This window comes from Hymenobacter sp. B81, from assembly GCF_044628455.1.
GTDB lineage: Bacteria > Bacteroidota > Bacteroidia > Cytophagales > Hymenobacteraceae > Solirubrum.
Genome location: NZ_JBIYZW010000001.1, coordinates 2,295,215 through 2,311,811, shown reverse-complemented (window position 1 = coordinate 2,311,811; position 16,597 = coordinate 2,295,215). Strand labels below are relative to the sequence as shown.

The window sequence follows — 16,597 nt, the reverse complement described above, 5'->3', positions numbered from 1 at the left end:
GCCAACGCGGCTAGGCCGGCACGTCGGTAGCGGCCGCCGGGCCAGCCGGGGGCAGGGCCGCGGGGCGGCTGCCCGAGCGGCTGCGGCTGGCGGCCGGGCGGCGGGCCGGGGCCGCAGCGGCTGGCGCCGGGGCGATGGTGGCCGAGGCCGCGGGGCGGGCGCGGCGCGGTCGGGCGGGCTTGGCGGGAGCCGGTGCAGCGGCCGGTGCCGGCTCGGGAGTCGCGTTGGCGGGCGGGGCACCAGCGGCTTGCTGGCTTTGCTCCACGAGCTGGCGGGCTTCCTGCTCGAAGCGCTGCGCGCCCCGGGCCACTACTCCCTTTACCTGCTCCTTGGTTTCGCGGCGGATGCGCTTGGCGAGGTCCTTGAGCTGGCGGTCCAGCTCTTTCTGGGCCTGCTTGGCGGCGGCTTTCAGGGCTTTCTTGCCGGGAGCTTTTTCGCTGGGCAGGTCGATGCTGGAGTGGGCGCCGCCGGCCTGGGCCTTGGCGGCTTTGCGCTCGGCCTTATCGGCTTTGCGGTCCTTTTTGCCGCGCTTGCGGCCGGCGGCCTGTTCGTCCTGCTCGGGTGCGGCCTGCTTGTCTGCTTTCGCCATGGTGTGGTGCGGGGTAATAGAAGCTGAAGTACGGTTTCGGCAAGGAAGCAATTCGGGCGCAGATTGCCGCGGCTGCCCGCAAATGATAACATTCGGCGCTCCGGATGCTGCTGCCTGATACGCAGCCGGGCGCACCGCGTCTGCGCTTTTCGCCGTTTCTTTGCGCCTCCCTTTGTATCTGACTCCGCGCCGGCCCGGTGGCTGCGCGGTTTTTCCTGTACCCATGCAAGCTCTTCCCAAGCGTTATACCGTCACGGCCGCGCTGCCCTACGCCAACGGCCCCGTGCACATCGGCCACCTGGCCGGCGTATACCTGCCCGCCGATATCTACGTGCGCTACCTGCGCGCCCAGGGCCGCGACGTGAAGTTTATCTGCGGCTCCGACGAGCACGGCGTGCCCATTACCATCCGGGCCCAGAAGGAAGGCATCACGCCCCAGCAGGTGGTCGACAAGTACCACGCCATCATCCGCGACTCGTTCCATGATTTCGGCGTGTCGTTCGACATCTACTCGCGCACCTCCAACGAAACCCATCATAAAACGGCCTCCGACTTCTTCCGCAAGCTCTACGAGGCCGGGCAGTTCACCGAGCAAGTGTCGCAGCAGTACTACGACGAGCAGGCCGACCAATTTCTGGCCGACCGCTACATCGTGGGTACCTGCCCCACCTGCGCCAACGAAAACGCTTACGGCGACCAGTGCGAGAAATGCGGCTCCAGCCTGAGCCCGACGGAACTGATCAACCCGCGCTCCATGCTCTCGGGCAACAAGCCGGTGCTGCGCGAAACCAAGCATTGGTACCTGCCGCTCGACCAGTACGAGCCCTGGCTGCGCGAGTGGATCATCGAAGGCCACAAGCAGGACTGGAAAACCAACGTGTACGGCCAGTGCAAGTCGTGGATTGACCAGGGTCTGCACCCGCGCGCCGTGACCCGCGACCTGGACTGGGGCGTGCCCGTGCCGGTGGCCGGCGCCGACGGCAAGGTGCTCTACGTGTGGTTCGACGCGCCCATCGGCTACATCTCGGCTACCAAGGATTTGCTGCCCGACGACGCCTGGAAGCCCTACTGGCAGGACCCTGAAACCAAGCTGCTGCACTTCATCGGCAAAGACAACATCGTGTTCCACTGCATCATCTTCCCGGCGATGCTCAAGGCCCACGGCGAGTTTATTTTGCCCGACAACGTGCCCGCCAACGAGTTTCTGAACCTGGAAGGCGACAAGATTTCGACCTCGCGCAACTGGGCCGTGTGGCTGCACGAGTACCTGCAGGACTTCCCCGGCAAGGCCGACGTGCTGCGCTACGTGCTCTGCGCCAACGCCCCCGAAACCAAGGACAACGACTTTACCTGGAAAGATTACCAGGCCCGCAACAACAACGAGCTGCTGGCCACGCTCGGCAACTTCGTGAACCGCGCCGTGGTGCTCACCCACAAGTTTTTCGAAGGCCGCGTACCCGAAGCCGGCCCCTTGGATGAGTTGGACGAAGACGTGCTGCGCCAGCTCGCCGAGTTTCCGCAGCGCATTGCCGACCTCATCGAGCAGTACCGCTTCCGCGACGCCCTGGCCGAAGTATTGAACCTGGCCCGACTCGGCAACAAGTACTTGGCTGACACCGAGCCCTGGAAGCTCATCAAAACCGACCCCACCCGGGTGAGCAGCATCCTGCACGTGAGCCTGCAGCTTACGGCCGCGTTGGCCACGCTGCTGGAGCCCTTCCTGCCCGAGTCGGCTGGGAAGCTGGCCACCATGCTGCGCACCGAGCGAGTAGCCTGGGGCGAGGCCGGCCGTGCCACGCTGCTGCCCGAAGGCCACCAACTGGGCGAGGCTTTCCTGCTGTTTGAGAAAGTGGAAGACGCCACCGTGGAAGCTCAGGTGCAGAAGCTGCTCGACACCAAGAAAGCCAACCAGCTGGCCGCCGCCGTGGCCGCGCCGGCCAAGGACAACGTGTCGTTCGATGAGTTCGGCCGCATGGATTTGCGCGTGGGCACCATTCTGGCCGCCGAGAAAGTAGCCAAGACCAAAAAGCTGCTGAAGCTGACCGTGGACACTGGCCTCGACCAGCGCACCATCGTGTCGGGCATTGCCGAGCACTTCATTCCCGAAGCCTTGATTGGTCAGCAAGTGTTGGTGCTGCTGAATCTGGCCCCGCGCGAAATCAAGGGCATCGAAAGCCAAGGCATGCTGCTGCTGGCCGAAAACGCCGACGGTTCGTTGCAACTCATGCAGCCGGGCCAGCCGGTGCGCCCCGGAAGCTTCGTGGCCTAGGGCAACCTGATTACGGGCTGTCGACGGAAGCCGCTGCTTGAATGGGCGCGCTTGCCGTCGGCGGCCACGGGCTCCAGGGGCCAAGAGGCACCAAGGTAATGGGGGCGCTGGGTTGAGCCGTGGCTTTAGGGACGGGAACGGCCAGAAACTGCGGGGTGAGGTTGCCCGGACCGGCCAAGAAAAGCCCAACCCCCAGCCCGATGACAAGCAAACCGGTGGCGCACCAGAGCGCAAAGCGAAACAAAATGGCGGTCATTGGGATAAGCCCGGCATAATTAGGAGCGGAGCGCTGGCAAAGGTGCCGGACTCGGCTGCGGCCGACAATCCCCGAAAACCAGTATTTTAAGCCTCCCGGCCTACTGCTATTCCCCGCGTTGCTTTTGACAGGCTTGGGTGTTACACCAAATGCAACTGGGCCGCGGCGCGAATGAGGGCGGCGCTGTTGCTCACCTCGAACTTGGTGAGCAGGTTGCGCCGGTGCGACTCTACCGTGAGCAGGCTCAGGAAAAGCTTATCGGCAATGGCTTGGCTGGTAAGCCCTTCAGCAATGAAGGCCAGGACTTCCTTTTCGCGGCGCGTAAGTACCGGACCGGGGGGCGGAGCGGGCTGGAGCAGCAACTCCTGCATTTCGTCGCTGAAAAACCGCTTGCCCGCGTGCACCCGCGCAATGGCCGCCGCCAGTTCTTCGGGCAGAGCGTTTTTGAGCAAGTATCCGGCCGCCCCGGCCTGTACCATGCGCGTGAGGTAGCTGCGCTCGTTGAGCGTGGTCAGGGCAATGACTTTGAGACCCGCGTGTTCCTGTACCAGCTGCCGGCACACGTCGATGCCGCTGCCATCGGGCAGGTTGATATCGAGCAGTACCACATCGGGCATGGTGGCCTGCGCGGCGCTTAAAGCTTCGGCAGCAGTGGCGGCGGCGCCCACCACCTGCAGCCCCGGCAGGGGCTCAAGCAGCACGCGCAAGCCTTCCAGCACCATGCGGTGGTCGTCGACGAGCAGAACGCGAATAATACTCATGGCGGATCGGGGAGGGGCGAACGAAAACAGGCAGAGCACCCGCGCTAGGCCGCGGGAGCTGCCAGGGGTACGTCAATGGTAATGGCCGTGCCTTGGCCGGGCGCGGTCTGGATATCGAGGGCGCCGCGCAGGTAGTCTACCCGGGCCTGCATGCTGCGCAAACCCACGCCGCGGTGGCTGGCCGCCGAATCGAAGCCGCGGCCGTCGTCCTCCACCACTAGCTGCAGCTGGTCGTCGGTGCGGCTGAGCTGCACCAGCACCGATTGGGCGTCGGCGTGCTTCACCACGTTGTTGAGCAGCTCCTGTACCAGCCGAAACACCACCAGCTCGGTGCGCTGGGGCAGCCGCTCGGCAGTGAGGCCAAAGGTTTGGAGCTGCACGCGCAATGGCCGGGACTGGCCGAGCTGGTCGCACACATCCTGCAGAGCGGTGGTCAGACCAAAATGTAGCAGGGCCTCGGGCATCATGTCGCGGGCCACGCGGCGCAATTCGCTGATGGAGCCGTCGAGCTGTTCCAGGGAGCGGGTAAACAGCTGGGCACTGGGCTCGGGCAGCACCACGGCACTACGCACCGAGCCCAGGTAGTATTTCACCGAAGAAAGCATCCCGCCCAGCCCGTCGTGCAGGTCGCGGGCCAGGCGGCTGCGTTCTTCTTCCTGCCCGCGCAGCATGGCTTCGGAGGCCAGCAGCTGCCGCTCCTGCTGCAGCTCCTGAATTTTCTGGGCCTGCAGCAGCTGCTGCTGGCGGCCGATTTTCTGCCGGCTGCGCAGGGTGGTAAACCCCAGCACCCCGGCGCACAGCAAGGCCAGCAACACGGCTCCGGCGCCCCGGTTCACGGTTTGCTGGCGGCGCAACTCAGCCGCTTGGGCCCGCTGGGTTTGGCGCAAAGTCAGGATTTGTTGCTCTTTCTGCTGCACCTGGTACTGGCTTTCGATGCGGCTGATGGCCTGCTTGGTGGTGCTCTCCTGAGTGCTGTCTTCGGCGGCTTTGTAGCGTTTGAAGTAAGTCAGAGCAGTAGCCGTCTGGCCTTGCTGCTCGGCTAGCTCAGCCAGGGCCCGTAGGGTAAAATAGCGCTGCTGGGCGGCGCGGCCCGCGCGGGCCTGCTGCTCGCTGCGCAGGTAGTAGCGCTGGGCCGCGGCGTAATCCTGGCGTCGTTGTGCGGTGCGGGCCAGGGCAAAGTACAGTTGCGCCAAGTGCACAGGGTTGCCCTGCGGTTCGAGGTAGCGCAGGGCGGCGCGAAAGTGCTGGTCAGCCGCCGCAAAATCCTGGGTTTCGAAGTAGTAAATGCCTTCGATGCGGTGTTGCTCGGCTACGTCGTAGGGGGAAGTGGCGCGCACGGCCCGGCCCCGCGCCAGGGCCTGGGCGGCGTCGCCAAAGTTGTGGGCCCGAATGTGTAGCATAGCCAGCAGGTTGTAGGCTGGCAGTAGCCCGCGCTGGTCGGGTAGCTGCGGGCGCAGGGCCAGTGCCCGCGTGATGTAGCGCCGGGCTTTGTCGGGCTGGTTTAGGTCGTGGTAGTAGGAGGCAATGTTGAGGTAGCAGGCCAGCAGTTTGGGATAATTGCCGGCTGCCTGCAGGTAGTTCACGCCCTGGAAAAAGCGCTTCATGCCGGCTTCCATCTGGCCTTGGTAGAACAGCGCCTCGCCCGACCCCAGCGCCGCCAGGCCCAGACCATTGAGCCGCTGCGACCGGGGCAGGCGGCCCAGCAGCTCTGCGGCCTGGTCGTAGGCAGCCAGCGCCGCCGGGTACTGCTGGGCGGTGAAGTGCAAATTGCCGCGCAGCAGCTGTGCCTGGGCCAGACCTTCGGGGAAGTTTTCCCGCTCGCTGTACCGCTGCGCGGCTGTCAAGAAGTCTCTGGCTTGGCCGGTGTCGGCTCGGGCGATTAGGCTAGCCGCCTGGCGCAGGTAGCGGCGGGCCTGGGCTGTATCGGTCACCGCAGCTGGCGCCGGCTGAGCGGGCAGCGCCGGGCTGAGCATCAGGAAAAGCGAAAGACAAAGCCGCGTCAGCATCGAGGGGAGAAGAGAATGACAGGGCTCCAAACTTACGGCCGGGGGCCGCATGATGGGCCGCAGCAGAAGAAAATACTGGTTTACCAGGAGAAGCAAAATCCCGGTTTCAAGTGGTTCCAGCCCGGGAAAGCTGCTGCTACCTTTGCGGCGTCTCCTCATGTGGCACCGCTTTCTTTCTTTTCTTGATGTTGAAGTTTACCCTCGCAGCCGCGGCTCTTTTCGGTGCCGTTAGCGGCTGGCTGCCCGCCGCTACTGCCCAGCATCGTCCGTTTGAGCAACTGCGGCCGACTTCCCCTACAGAGCTGCTGCAAGCCCGGCCGCAGTCTGCGGCTGCCCGCACCATCAGCTCCTCCGTGCAGCGCCCCGGCCAAGTGGTATCGTACGGCTACGACTCCCTGGCGCAGGCCTGGGTCAAGCCGGCCCGTACCCGTTTTACCTACGACGGCCGGGGGCGCGAAATTTTGCAGGAAGTGGCCGACTCGGCCAGTGGCCGGGCCTTCAGTCGCATGGCTACCACCTATAATGCGGCCGACCAGGTGACCGAGACCCTCACCGAAGTCAACTTCACCGGTACCTGGAACTACGGCACCCGCAACCAATTCAGCTACGACACCCGGCGGCAGCTCACGCAGGAGCTGTACCAGTTTTATAACGCCTCGGGTACCTGGTACACCTTCGATGGCATCCGCTACCAAAACGTGTACAACGCTGCCGGCCACCTCACCGAGCAAACGCTGCAACACTACCGGCCCGGCACGGGGGCTTTTGTCGATTCGGTGCGTTACCTCTTCCACGGGTTGGCGCCGAGCGGGGAATGGGCGGAGCTGATCATCCAACGGCCCAGCGCCGGCGGGCAGTGGACCAACTGGGAACGGCAGCTCAACGTGGTGTGGTACGACTTCGGCCGGAAGCTGATGAGCAGCGCTCAGGCCCAAGTATGGGATAACAACCGGTGGGAATTGGTAACGCGGCTAACGGGCACGTACACCGCCACCCATGAAGTACAGATGGTGGAAGAGCGGCTGGCGGGCAACTGGGTAAATGCGCAGCGCCACACGGTTACTTATGATGCTCAGGGGAGCCTGACCGGAGACAAAACAGAGGACTGGACCGGCACAAGCTGGGGAACCGTATTTGAGGTAGCGCTCAACCTGTACTACCATCCCGACGGGACCGTACGCCGCCGCATCGTGCGCGTCGACAGCAACGGTGCGGGCTTGCAATACGCTGCCCTGGATAATTTCTCGGGCTACCAGACCTTTGTGCTGGCTGCCCGGGCTAGCGCCGCGCTGGCCCCCGGCGCGCTGCAGGCGTACCCTAACCCCAGCGCCGACGGCCGCTTCACGGTGCAACTGAATGCCTCATCCGCTACCGGCGAATTGCGCGTGACCGATGCCCTCGGCCGCCTGGTGCACCGCCAGCCCGCTCCCTCGCTGCCCGGCACTGAGAGCCTGGACTTGAGCCAGCACCCAGCGGGCGTGTACACCCTGGAACTGCGCACGGCTGCCGGAATAGCGCGCCAGCAAGTGGTGCGCTGAGCGGCCAAACAAAGGGCTGGTGTTCGTACCCAGTCAGCCCCGCTCCACCGGCAATTTTAGCTGGTAGGGCGGGGCTGACTGGGTATGAGTGGTGGGAAATAGCCGCGCTACTTCGTGTTGTAGAAGTTCATGGTACGCTCTAGGCCCAGCGTGCCGAAGGCCAGCACGGCTTCGGCGGCCTTTTCGATGCGCAGCGGCAAATCAATCCGCTCGTCCTCGTTGAAGGGCTCCAGCACGTAGTCCACCTGCCGGCCCTTCGAGAAGTTGGCGTCCACGCCGAAGCGCAGGCGGGGGTATTCGTCGGTGCCCAGGGTTTCCTGGATGTGCTTGAGGCCGTTGTGCCCGCCGGCCGAGCCGCGGCCTTTCAGGCGCAGCTTGCCGTAGGGCAGGGCCAAATCGTCGGTCACCACCAGTAGCTGCTCTCTCTCCAGCTTCAGCGCGCTGAGGTAGTGGGCGGTGGCCTTGCCACTCAGATTCATGTAGGTGGTGGGCTTCACCAGCACGTAGGTTTTGCCCTTGTGCTTGATTTCGGTGACGAAGGCGTGGCGGCCGATTTCAAACCGCGCCTCGTGCTTCTGCGCCAGGTAGTCGAGCACCATGAAGCCAATGTTGTGGCGCGTGTCGGCGTACTCGGGGCCGATGTTGCCCAGCCCCAGGATCAGGAATTTCATATCAGGGATTTGTGCGGATTTGTCGGATTGGGCTTGCGCCCTCCGGTGGTTCGCGGATGGGGCAGACGGTTGATTGTCCGGCATCCGAATCGGGCCGCGCAGCAAAACTACCTAAACAGGCACGAAAAAGGCCGCCCTGCAAGCAGAGCGGCCTTTCGTATCAGCGGCAGCGGCGTTTTCCTGAATCAGCCGCGGCATCCGGGCAATCCAGGAAATTCGCCGGAAGCCGTGATTATTTCTCGGCCTGCAGTTGGCCTTTCAGCGCACGCGGGATGGTTACCGTGGCAATGGGAGCCAGGGGGTTGGTCAGGATGGTGTAGTTCTCGGGCTGCACCTTGTTTACCTTGATCGACTTGCCCAGGGCCAGGTCCGAAATGTCCACCTTCACGTAGTCGGGCAGGTTTTCGGCGGTGGCTTTCACTTTCAGCTTACGCAGCTTGCTCACCAGCTTGCCACCGGCCAGCACGCCCGGCGAAACGCCCACGAACTGCACGGGAATGTCCATTTTCACTTCTTTGCCTTCCTGCAGCAGCAGGAAGTCAACGTGCAGCAGCATCTCGTTCACGGGGTGGAACTGGGCGTCCTGCACGATGGCCCGGTACATGGTGCCTTCCACGTTCAGGTCGACGATGTGCACCTCGGGGGTGTACAGCAGCTCGCGGAACAGGATGGCCGGTACCGAAAAATGCACTTGCTCTTCGCCGCCGTACAGCACGCACGGTACGTACGAGTTCAGGCGGAGGGCCTTGGCATCTTTCTTACCGAGATTCGCTCTTTTAAACCCTACAATCTCGAGGCTTTTCATAATGGTGTTGTGAAAGGCAAGGCCGCTTAAAAAGCCTTGCAATGAAAGTGTTCCGCCGGCCCACGTGGCCGAGCGGGCCGCAAAGGTACGCGCTTCCGCCGGGATTGAAAAGCCCGGGCCGACTATCTACCCGAAACCTGCCCGGCCACGGCCGCAAAGCAAACGGTCACCCCCAGCCGAAGCTCGAGGTGACCGTCAGGGGTAGCAAGCCAGCCGGCTAGATAAACAGCGAGCTGATGCTCTCGTGGGTAACCACGTTGCGGATGGCCTGGGCAAACAGGTCGGCCACCGAAATGACCCGGATCTTCTCGTTTTCCTGGCGCAGCGGAATCGTGTCGGTCACAATCAGCTCCTGTAGCGAGGAGTTGCGAATGCGCTCGTGGGCCGGGCCACTCAGCACGGCGTGGGTAACCACGGCGCGCACCGACTGGGCGCCGCGCTCCAGCAGTAGGTCGGCCGCCTTGCAAATGGTGCCGGCTGTGTCCACGATGTCGTCGACCAGCACCACGTTCATGCCCGTCACGTCGCCGATGACCTGCATGGAGGCAATTTCGTTGGCCCGCAGGCGCATCTTGTCGCACACCACGATTTCGGCGCCGAACTTCTTAGCAAAGGCGCGGGTGCGCACCACGCCGCCCACGTCGGGCGAGGCGAAGATCAGGTTGTCGAGGTTCAGCGACTTGATGTAGGGCGCCGACACGGTGGAGCCGTCGAGATGATCCACCGGAATGTCGAAGAAGCCCTGAATCTGGCCCGCGTGCAGGTCGCAGGTCATCAGGCGGTCGGTGCCCACGCTCTGCACGAAGTCGGCCACCACCTTGGCGCCGATGCTCACCCGCGGCTTGTCTTTGCGGTCTTGCCGGGCGTAGCCGTAGTAGGGCATCACCACGTTCACGTGCTTGGCCGAGGCGCGCTTGGCCGCGTCCACCATCAGCATGAGCTCCATCAGGTTGTCGGCGGGCGGGAAGGTGCTCTGAATCAGGAATACCTCGCAGCCGCGCACGCTCTCGTTGAAGGAGGGCCCGATTTCGGAGTCGGCGAAGCGGGTGATGCTGCAGTCGCCGAGCTCGGTGCCGTAGGCGGCGGCAATGCGGGCGGCCAGCTCGCGGGAGGTGGTGCCGGAAAAGATTTTAACCTGGGGCGTCATATGGGAAGCTGTGAGTGGCAGGCGGAGGCGCAAACTTAGCGGTTGGCGCAGGGAAATCGGGGAGGCCGGGCAGAGGCCAGCCAAACCGGAAAAAGCGAAAGGCGCCGGCTTCTCTCCGGGGAGGAAGCCAGCGCCTTTCGCTGTTGAGCAGTTGTCCGACCAGGGCTCGAACCTGGACTTTCTTGAATCAAAATCAAGCGTGTTGCCAGTTACACCATCGGACAATTTCCCATTCGTCGACCGGTCGGTGTTCCGTTTGGGTTTGCAAATGTACTACCGTTTCGGGGCGCTCCAAATTTTGGCCGAAAAAAAATTTGCGGGAAACCCCCTGAAACAGGCTGCAAAAGCCCTTTTGCCGGTGATTTTCAGCGAGAAAAGTTTCCTGCCGCGCCAGGTTTGCCCATGCGGCGAATGGTCCGTACTTTTGCGGCCTGAAACTGCTTCATTCTCCTTATACAGAAACGCAAATGGCGAATACCGGCAAAATCACCCAGGTCATCGGTCCCGTGGTGGACGTGAGCTTCGCGGGTGAAGGCTCCAAGCTCCCCAACATCCTCGACGCGCTGGAAGTGACGAAGGACAACGGCCAAGTCGTTATCCTGGAGTGCCAGCAGCACCTGGGCGAAGACCGTGTGCGCACCATCGCCATGGACTCGACCGAGGGTCTGACCCGCGGCGCCGACGTGCGGGACCTGGGCGCGCCCATTTCCATGCCCACCGGCGACGGCGTGAAAGGCCGCCTGTTCAACGTAATCGGCGAGGCCATCGACGGCATTCCGCAGCCCCAGTCGGGCACGCGCCTGCCCATTCACCGCCAGGCACCGGCTTTCGAAGAGCTGGCTACTTCCTCGGAAGTATTCTTTACCGGCATCAAAGTAATCGACCTGCTGGCCCCCTACGTGAAGGGCGGCAAGATCGGTCTGTTCGGCGGGGCCGGCGTAGGCAAAACCGTACTGATTCAGGAGCTGATCAACAACATCGCCAAAGCCTACTCGGGTCTGTCGGTGTTTGCCGGCGTGGGCGAGCGTACCCGCGAGGGCAACGACCTGCTGCGCGAATTCATCGAATCGGACATCATTCGCTACGGCTCGGAGTTCAAGCACTCCATGGAGCAGGGCGGCTGGGATCTGAGCAAGGTGGACATGGCCGAGATGGAAAAATCGCAGGCCACGCTGGTGTTCGGCCAGATGAACGAGCCTCCCGGAGCCCGCGCCCGCGTGGCGCTGTCGGGCCTCACCATCGCCGAGAACTTCCGCGACGGCGACGGCACCGGGGCTGGGCGTGACATCCTGTTCTTCATCGACAACATCTTCCGCTTTACTCAGGCGGGCTCGGAGGTATCGGCTCTGCTGGGCCGGATGCCCTCGGCCGTAGGTTACCAGCCCACGCTGGCCACCGAAATGGGCGCCATGCAGGAGCGCATCACCTCCACCAAGCGCGGCTCCATCACCTCGGTACAGGCCGTTTACGTGCCGGCCGATGACTTGACCGACCCGGCTCCGGCCAACACCTTCGCTCACTTGGACGCCACCACGGTACTGTCGCGTAAGATTGCCGAGCTGGGCATCTACCCGGCCGTTGACCCGCTGGACTCCACTTCGCGCATCCTGGATGCTGCCGTACTCGGCGACGAGCACTACAACACTGCCCAGCGCGTGAAGGAGATTCTGCAGCGCTACAAGGAACTGCAGGACATCATCGCCATCCTGGGTATGGACGAACTCTCGGAGGAAGACAAGCAGACCGTAAACCGCGCCCGTCGGGTGCAGCGCTTCCTGTCGCAGCCCTTCTTCGTGGCCGAGCAGTTCACCGGTCTGGCCGGCGTACTGGTTGACATCAAGGACACCATCCGCGGCTTCAACGAAATCATCGACGGCAAGCACGACCACCTGCCCGAAGCCGCGTTCAACCTCGTGGGTACCATTGAGGACGCCGTAGCCAAAGGCGAGAAGCTGATGGCCGAAGCCCGCTAATTTTTGAGTTGACGGTTGTCCGTTGTCCGTTGTGAGGCCAAATGGCACACGCTGACAACGGACAACTACAAACAGGCAACTGCTATGCGTTTAGAAATCATCACGCCGGACCGCAAGGTGTTTGAGGGCGAAGTTTCTTCGGCCATCTTCCCGGGCGCCGACGGCCAGTTTGAAGTGCTCAACAACCACGCCCCGCTCATCAGCGCGCTGCAGCCGGGCGAGGTGCGCGTAACCAGCGCCGCCGGCCGCGAATCGTTCCAGGTAACGGGCGGCGTGGTGGAAGTGCTGCGCAACAACGTGGTAGTGCTGGCCGAATCGGTGCTGGCCTAGCCTCTCCCAGCTAATAACTCAGGAAAGCCTCTCCCGCCGGGAGAGGCTTTTTTGTTGGGCCGAGCTGAACCGCCGGCCCGCGGTTGAATGCCGGTTGCCGGATTGTGCTGCCGGCTGCCGACCTTGCCGCGCTTACGCCCCCGAACCATGCCGCCGCTTCCCGACCCGCTCGCCGCCATCGAGAACATTTACACCACCCGGCAGCGCCACGTGCTGCTGATTGCCTCGCTGCTGGGGCTGGGCGGACTGATGCTGCTGGGTTTAGCGCAGTACCTGACGGCGTTTCTGGGCGCGGGTATTCTGTTTGTGGTGTTCCGGCCGTGGTGGCTGGCGCTGGTGCACCGCCGCCGCTGGAACCGCCGCCTGGTGGCCGTGCTGCTGCTGCTGGTGACGGTGGTGGTGCTCATCATTCCGTTCGTGGCCCTGAGCACCCTGCTCATCGACCGGCTGGTGGCCTTTGCCCGCCGCCCCGAGCTGATCATGGAAGTGCTGCACAAGCTGGAAGACGCCACCGGCTTTCAGATTATAGGCAAGCAGAACGTGCAGCAGATTCTGCAGCAGGTGGCGCGGCAGGTCAGCAGCTGGGCCCCCAGCCTGGCCACCGGCACGCTCAACTTCCTGGTGATTGTGGGCCTGATGCTGTTCACCATGTATTACCTGTTCATGCAGGAAACCTACTTTCTGCTGGGCCTGCGCCGCTACCTGCCCTTCCGCAGCGACACCCTCACCGAGCTGGGCGACTCGCTGCGCAACAACGTCAACGCCAACGTGCTGGGGCAGGTGGTGGTGTCGCTGGTGCAGAGCATTCTGACGGGCCTCACGCTGTGGATTTTCGCGGTGCCCGACCCGTTCTTCTGGGGCGTGGTAGCCTTCTTCATGGCGTTTCTGCCGGTGCTGGGCACGCCCCTGGTGTGGGGTCCGGCGGCGCTGTACCAATTTTCGCAGAGCAAAGCGGGACTGGCCATTGGCATCCTGCTGGTGGGGCTGCTGGTCATCATCAACGTCGACAACCTGCTGCGCATCGTGCTGGCCAAGCGCATGGGCGACATTCACCCGCTCGTCACGCTGGTGGGGCTGGTGCTGGGCGTCGAAATCTTCGGCATCATCGGGCTGGTGGTGGGGCCGTTGCTGGTGTCGTACTTTCTGGTGCTGATGGAGGTGTTCCGCCGCGAAAACCGCGCGGCCAAGGCGGCTCGCAAAGCCCGCCGCGCCGCCGCGGTCAGCGGCCCGGCCGGACCGCTGCCGCCGCAGGGCGGGCTGCCGCCCGGGGGCAGCGCGTAGGGCGGGAAGCGCCGGGCGGCGCCGGAAAAACCCTGCGCGGGCGTAGCTTGCGCCGCCGGCCGGGGCAAGCCTGGTTTTGCCCGGCCCGGTCCGCCAACCTCCGCACCCGATGACCAGCATCAACCCGAAAATCACCCCAATCTACCAGACCTCGGTCTTCAAGTTTCAGGACCTCGACGAGCTGGAAAGCTACTTCCAGGACCCGGGCAGCCGCTACCTGTACTCGCGCAACGGCAACCCCAACTCCGACGAGCTGGCCACGGCCATCAACGCGCTGGAGGGCGGGGCGGGCGGCGTGGTGACGGCCTCGGGCATGGCGGCCATCTTCGCGTCGATCCTGGCTTACTGCCAGGGCGGCGACCATGTGCTGTGCGCGGCCGACATCTACGGCGGCTCGGCGGCGCTGCTCAACACCGAGCTGAGCCGCCTGGGTATCACGGTCACCTACGTGCCCTTCGAGCAGCTCTACGACCTGCGGCCTTTCGTGCAGCCCACTACGCGTCTGCTGCTGGCCGAAACCATCAGCAACCCGCTGCTGCGCGTGGCCGACCTGCGCCGCCTCGCCACCGAGTGCCACGGTCTGGGGCTGAAACTGGTGGTCGACAACACCTTCGCCACCCCGCTGCTCACCCAGCCGCTGGCCCTGGGCGCCGACATCAGCCTGCACAGCGTAACCAAGTACTTGGCCGGCCACAGCGACGTAACCGCCGGCGTGGCCGTGGCCGCCGACCCGGAAATAGCAGCCCGGCTCCGGCAGATTGGGGTGTTCTACGGCCTCACGCTGAGCCCTATGGAAAGCTGGCTGGCCGTACGCGGGCTGAAGACCCTGCGCCTGCGGGTGCGCGAGCATTGCCACAACGCCCAGGCCGTAGCCGAAATGCTGAGCCGGCACCCCGCTGTGCGCGAGGTGTACTACCCCGGTTTGCCCACGCACGCCCAGCACGCCCTGGCCCGGGAGCAGGGCCAGGGGCTGTTCGGCGGCATGCTGTCGATTCTGCTGCCCGACGACCAGGAAGCTGTCAGCCGCTTTATGCGCCGCAGCCAGCGGTTCCCGTTCGCGCCCTCCCTGGCCGGGGTCGACTCGTCGCTTTCCTACCCGCTGGGTACCTCGCACCGCGCCCTCACGGCCGAGCAGCAGCGCGAGCTGGGCATCACGGTAGGGTTGGTGCGGCTGTCGGTGGGCATCGAGCCGGCCGAGGAGCTGCTGGCCGATCTGCAGCAGGCGCTGAACGGATAAGCCGCTGACTTCTGCCCGATACTCTGCCCTACGATGAGCCAGGAAAGCCTCGCGGCCCTCATCACGCTGCTTGCCATCTGTGCTATCAGTCTGCTGATAGCCGGGGTGACGAAATACCGACCACCGCACGCAATTAACCTGCTGTATGGCTACCGGACGGGCCGCTCGATGCGCACGCCTGCTACCTGGCAGGAAGCCAACCGGTATTTCGCGGAGTACTTCTGGCGCCTGAGCTGTGGGCTACCCGCCCTAGCCCTGGGGGCTTTTCTGCTGATGAGGGATGGTTGGGCAGTGGCGCTGGTACTGGGCGGCTGGATTTTGGGGCTGGGCATCGGCGTGTGGCAAACCGAGCGGCGGCTGCAGCGTCGCTTCGACGAGCAGGGCCAGCCGCGTACTTAGATCGGCAGGGTGAAGCCCGAGCCCATTAGTCAAGCAAGGCAAGTCGCCTGACTCAGTTTGTACCAACCAGGCAGCGTTTTGTGCCGCCTGGTTGGGGTTTTGTACTGCTGATTGAACTTTATAGGCTATTTGAACCAGGTTTTAAGCTTAGTTACAGGATTTCCCGCAGTGCTTTCACCACCCGCCGCACGTCGGCGTCGGTCATGGATGAGCCGGAGGGCAGGCACAGGCCGCGCCGGAACAAATCGGCGCAGACCTCACCGCCGTACGCGGGCGAATCGGTGAACAAGGGCTGCAGGTGCAGGGGCTTCCACAGCGGGCGGCTTTCGATGTTGTGCGCTTCGAGGTGCTGGCGCAGGTATTCGGGCGTGTGCTCGGTGTACTCGGGGTTGAGCAGCACGGTGGTCAGCCAGCGGTTGGAGCGCAGGCCGGCCGGCTCGGCAGGACCGACTTCCAGCGCCGCCACGGGACGCAGCAGCTCCTGGTAGAGGGCGTAAATCTCGCGGCGGCGCTTCACGCGGTCCTCAATCAGCTCCATCTGCCCGCGGCCGATGCCGGCCAGGATGTTGCTCAGCCGGTAGTTGTAGCCCAGCGTGGAATGCTGGTAGTGGGGGGCGGGGTCTTTGGCCTGGGTGGCCAGCCAGCGGGCTTGCCGGGCGTACTCGGCGTGGTTGGTGAGCAGGGCGCCCCCGCCGCTGGTGGTGATGATCTTGTTGCCGTTGAACGACAGCACCGCCACCTCGCCGAAGGAGCCCAGCGGCTGACCCTGGTGGCGCGAGCCTAGCGCCTCGGCCGCGTCTTCGAGCACCGGCACGCCGTACTCGGCGGCTACGGCTAGCAACTCGGGCAGGCGGGCGGGCATGCCGTAGAGGTGCACCACGATGACGGCCTTGACCGGCCGGCCCAGTTGGGCGCGGGCGGCCAGAGCCTCGCGCAGCCGCGCCGGGCACAGGTTCCAGGTGGTTGGCTCGCTGTCGACGAATACGGGCTCGGCCCCCACGTAGCGTACGGGACTGGCGGTGGCCACGAAGGTGAACGACGGCACGATGACTTCGTCGCCGGGGCCCACGCCCAGCAGCAGCAGGGCCAGGTGAATGGCCGCCGTGCCCGATGAAAGCGCCACGCAGTGCTGAACGCCCACGTACTGACTCAGGTCGCGCTCGAAGCCGTCGAGGTTGGGGCCGGTGGGCGCTACCCAGTTGTCTTCGATGGCTTTGTGGACGTAGTTCAGCTCGTGGCGACCGAGGTGGGGCGGGGAAAGGTAAAGCCGGTCGTATTCGTCGCTGCGCATTCGGTAGGTGTAGGGGCGCGTGGCACGCGCCCGTCGTGAAACGA

Annotated in this window: 14 protein-coding genes and 1 tRNA gene; 7 read left to right on the top strand and 8 right to left on the bottom strand. The window is 64.3% G+C overall.

Annotation, left to right across the window (positions count from 1 at the left end):
* Positions 1–10: 10 nt before the first annotated feature.
* Positions 11–589 carry a hypothetical protein gene (locus ACE191_RS10190; RefSeq protein ID WP_400192096.1) on the bottom strand — a complete coding sequence of 193 codons (579 nt, stop codon included), beginning with the start codon at positions 587–589 and terminating at the stop codon, positions 11–13.
* Between the two features lie 223 nt (positions 590–812).
* Here ACE191_RS10190 and metG point away from each other — a divergent pair, with 223 nt between their 5' ends.
* Entirely contained in the window at positions 813–2,858 is a 2,046-nt protein-coding gene (metG, locus tag ACE191_RS10185; protein WP_400192095.1) for a methionine--tRNA ligase, read from the top strand.
* A 396-nt stretch (positions 2,859–3,254) separates the two neighbouring features.
* Here metG and ACE191_RS10180 read toward each other — a convergent pair whose 3' ends face one another.
* Together ACE191_RS10180 and ACE191_RS10175 are read right to left on the bottom strand one after the other, a co-directional pair.
* Entirely contained in the window at positions 3,255–3,875 is a 621-nt protein-coding gene (locus tag ACE191_RS10180; protein WP_400192094.1) for a response regulator, read from the bottom strand.
* A gap of 44 nt (positions 3,876–3,919) precedes the next feature.
* Complete coding sequence (locus ACE191_RS10175) at positions 3,920–5,881, bottom strand: ATP-binding protein (RefSeq protein WP_400192093.1); 1,962 nt, start codon at positions 5,879–5,881, stop codon at positions 3,920–3,922.
* 185 nt (positions 5,882–6,066) lie between these two features.
* On the opposite strand from ACE191_RS10175, the gene ACE191_RS10170 reads away from it, so the two are divergent.
* Positions 6,067–7,419: a T9SS type A sorting domain-containing protein gene (locus ACE191_RS10170; RefSeq protein WP_400192092.1), complete on the top strand. Its 1,353-nt coding sequence runs from the start codon at positions 6,067–6,069 to the stop codon at positions 7,417–7,419.
* A gap of 107 nt (positions 7,420–7,526) precedes the next feature.
* Here the strand turns inward: ACE191_RS10170 and pth are convergent, their stop codons facing one another.
* From pth to ACE191_RS10150, 4 genes are all read right to left on the bottom strand, one after another.
* Positions 7,527–8,090: an aminoacyl-tRNA hydrolase gene (gene pth / locus ACE191_RS10165; protein WP_400192091.1), complete on the bottom strand. Its 564-nt coding sequence runs from the start codon at positions 8,088–8,090 to the stop codon at positions 7,527–7,529.
* 232 nt (positions 8,091–8,322) lie between these two features.
* On the bottom strand, positions 8,323–8,895 hold the full coding sequence (locus ACE191_RS10160; RefSeq protein WP_400192090.1) for a 50S ribosomal protein L25/general stress protein Ctc: 573 nt from the start codon (positions 8,893–8,895) through the stop codon (positions 8,323–8,325).
* A gap of 217 nt (positions 8,896–9,112) precedes the next feature.
* Complete coding sequence (locus tag ACE191_RS10155; RefSeq protein ID WP_400192089.1) at positions 9,113–10,042, bottom strand: ribose-phosphate pyrophosphokinase; 930 nt, start codon at positions 10,040–10,042, stop codon at positions 9,113–9,115.
* Positions 10,043–10,193: 151 nt separating this feature from the next.
* Positions 10,194–10,266: transfer RNA gene (locus tag ACE191_RS10150), tRNA-Gln, on the bottom strand.
* Positions 10,267–10,509: 243 nt separating this feature from the next.
* On the opposite strand from ACE191_RS10150, the gene atpD reads away from it, so the two are divergent.
* The 5 genes from atpD to ACE191_RS10125 all read left to right on the top strand — a co-directional run bounded on the left by atpD (position 10,510) and on the right by ACE191_RS10125 (position 15,262).
* A complete protein-coding gene (gene atpD, locus ACE191_RS10145) occupies positions 10,510–12,015 on the top strand; it encodes a F0F1 ATP synthase subunit beta (RefSeq protein WP_400192088.1) in 1,506 nt (501 codons plus the stop codon).
* Positions 12,016–12,099: 84 nt separating this feature from the next.
* Positions 12,100–12,345: an ATP synthase F1 subunit epsilon gene (gene atpC / locus ACE191_RS10140; protein WP_400192087.1), complete on the top strand. Its 246-nt coding sequence runs from the start codon at positions 12,100–12,102 to the stop codon at positions 12,343–12,345.
* Positions 12,346–12,492: 147 nt separating this feature from the next.
* Positions 12,493–13,626, top strand: coding sequence for an AI-2E family transporter (locus ACE191_RS10135; protein WP_400192086.1), 1,134 nt, complete (start codon positions 12,493–12,495; stop codon positions 13,624–13,626).
* A 109-nt stretch (positions 13,627–13,735) separates the two neighbouring features.
* Positions 13,736–14,863 (top strand): trans-sulfuration enzyme family protein, encoded by a 1,128-nt coding sequence (locus tag ACE191_RS10130; protein WP_400192085.1) that lies wholly within the window; start codon positions 13,736–13,738, stop codon positions 14,861–14,863.
* 33 nt (positions 14,864–14,896) lie between these two features.
* The gene (locus ACE191_RS10125; RefSeq protein ID WP_400192084.1) at positions 14,897–15,262 is read left to right on the top strand and encodes an SdpI family protein; all 366 of its coding nucleotides are present in this window, start codon (positions 14,897–14,899) and stop codon (positions 15,260–15,262) included.
* Positions 15,263–15,413: 151 nt separating this feature from the next.
* Here ACE191_RS10125 and ACE191_RS10120 read toward each other — a convergent pair whose 3' ends face one another.
* The gene (locus ACE191_RS10120) at positions 15,414–16,553 is read right to left on the bottom strand and encodes a DegT/DnrJ/EryC1/StrS family aminotransferase (protein ID WP_400192083.1); all 1,140 of its coding nucleotides are present in this window, start codon (positions 16,551–16,553) and stop codon (positions 15,414–15,416) included.
* Between the last annotated feature and the right edge of the window lie 44 nt (positions 16,554–16,597).

What these genes read in the sequence shown, in the direction of transcription:
- ACE191_RS10190 (WP_400192096.1), bottom strand. Translation starts at nt 589, where the DNA reads ATGGCGAAAGCAGACAAGCAGGCCGCACCCGAGCAGGACGAACAGGCC.
- metG (WP_400192095.1), top strand. Translation starts at nt 813, where the DNA reads ATGCAAGCTCTTCCCAAGCGTTATACCGTCACGGCCGCGCTGCCCTAC.
- ACE191_RS10180 (WP_400192094.1), bottom strand. Translation starts at nt 3,875, where the DNA reads ATGAGTATTATTCGCGTTCTGCTCGTCGACGACCACCGCATGGTGCTG.
- ACE191_RS10175 (WP_400192093.1), bottom strand. Translation starts at nt 5,881, where the DNA reads ATGCTGACGCGGCTTTGTCTTTCGCTTTTCCTGATGCTCAGCCCGGCG.
- ACE191_RS10170 (WP_400192092.1), top strand. Translation starts at nt 6,067, where the DNA reads ATGTTGAAGTTTACCCTCGCAGCCGCGGCTCTTTTCGGTGCCGTTAGC.
- pth (WP_400192091.1), bottom strand. Translation starts at nt 8,090, where the DNA reads ATGAAATTCCTGATCCTGGGGCTGGGCAACATCGGCCCCGAGTACGCC.
- ACE191_RS10160 (WP_400192090.1), bottom strand. Translation starts at nt 8,895, where the DNA reads ATGAAAAGCCTCGAGATTGTAGGGTTTAAAAGAGCGAATCTCGGTAAG.
- ACE191_RS10155 (WP_400192089.1), bottom strand. Translation starts at nt 10,042, where the DNA reads ATGACGCCCCAGGTTAAAATCTTTTCCGGCACCACCTCCCGCGAGCTG.
- atpD (WP_400192088.1), top strand. Translation starts at nt 10,510, where the DNA reads ATGGCGAATACCGGCAAAATCACCCAGGTCATCGGTCCCGTGGTGGAC.
- atpC (WP_400192087.1), top strand. Translation starts at nt 12,100, where the DNA reads ATGCGTTTAGAAATCATCACGCCGGACCGCAAGGTGTTTGAGGGCGAA.
- ACE191_RS10135 (WP_400192086.1), top strand. Translation starts at nt 12,493, where the DNA reads ATGCCGCCGCTTCCCGACCCGCTCGCCGCCATCGAGAACATTTACACC.
- ACE191_RS10130 (WP_400192085.1), top strand. Translation starts at nt 13,736, where the DNA reads ATGACCAGCATCAACCCGAAAATCACCCCAATCTACCAGACCTCGGTC.
- ACE191_RS10125 (WP_400192084.1), top strand. Translation starts at nt 14,897, where the DNA reads ATGAGCCAGGAAAGCCTCGCGGCCCTCATCACGCTGCTTGCCATCTGT.
- ACE191_RS10120 (WP_400192083.1), bottom strand. Translation starts at nt 16,553, where the DNA reads ATGCGCAGCGACGAATACGACCGGCTTTACCTTTCCCCGCCCCACCTC.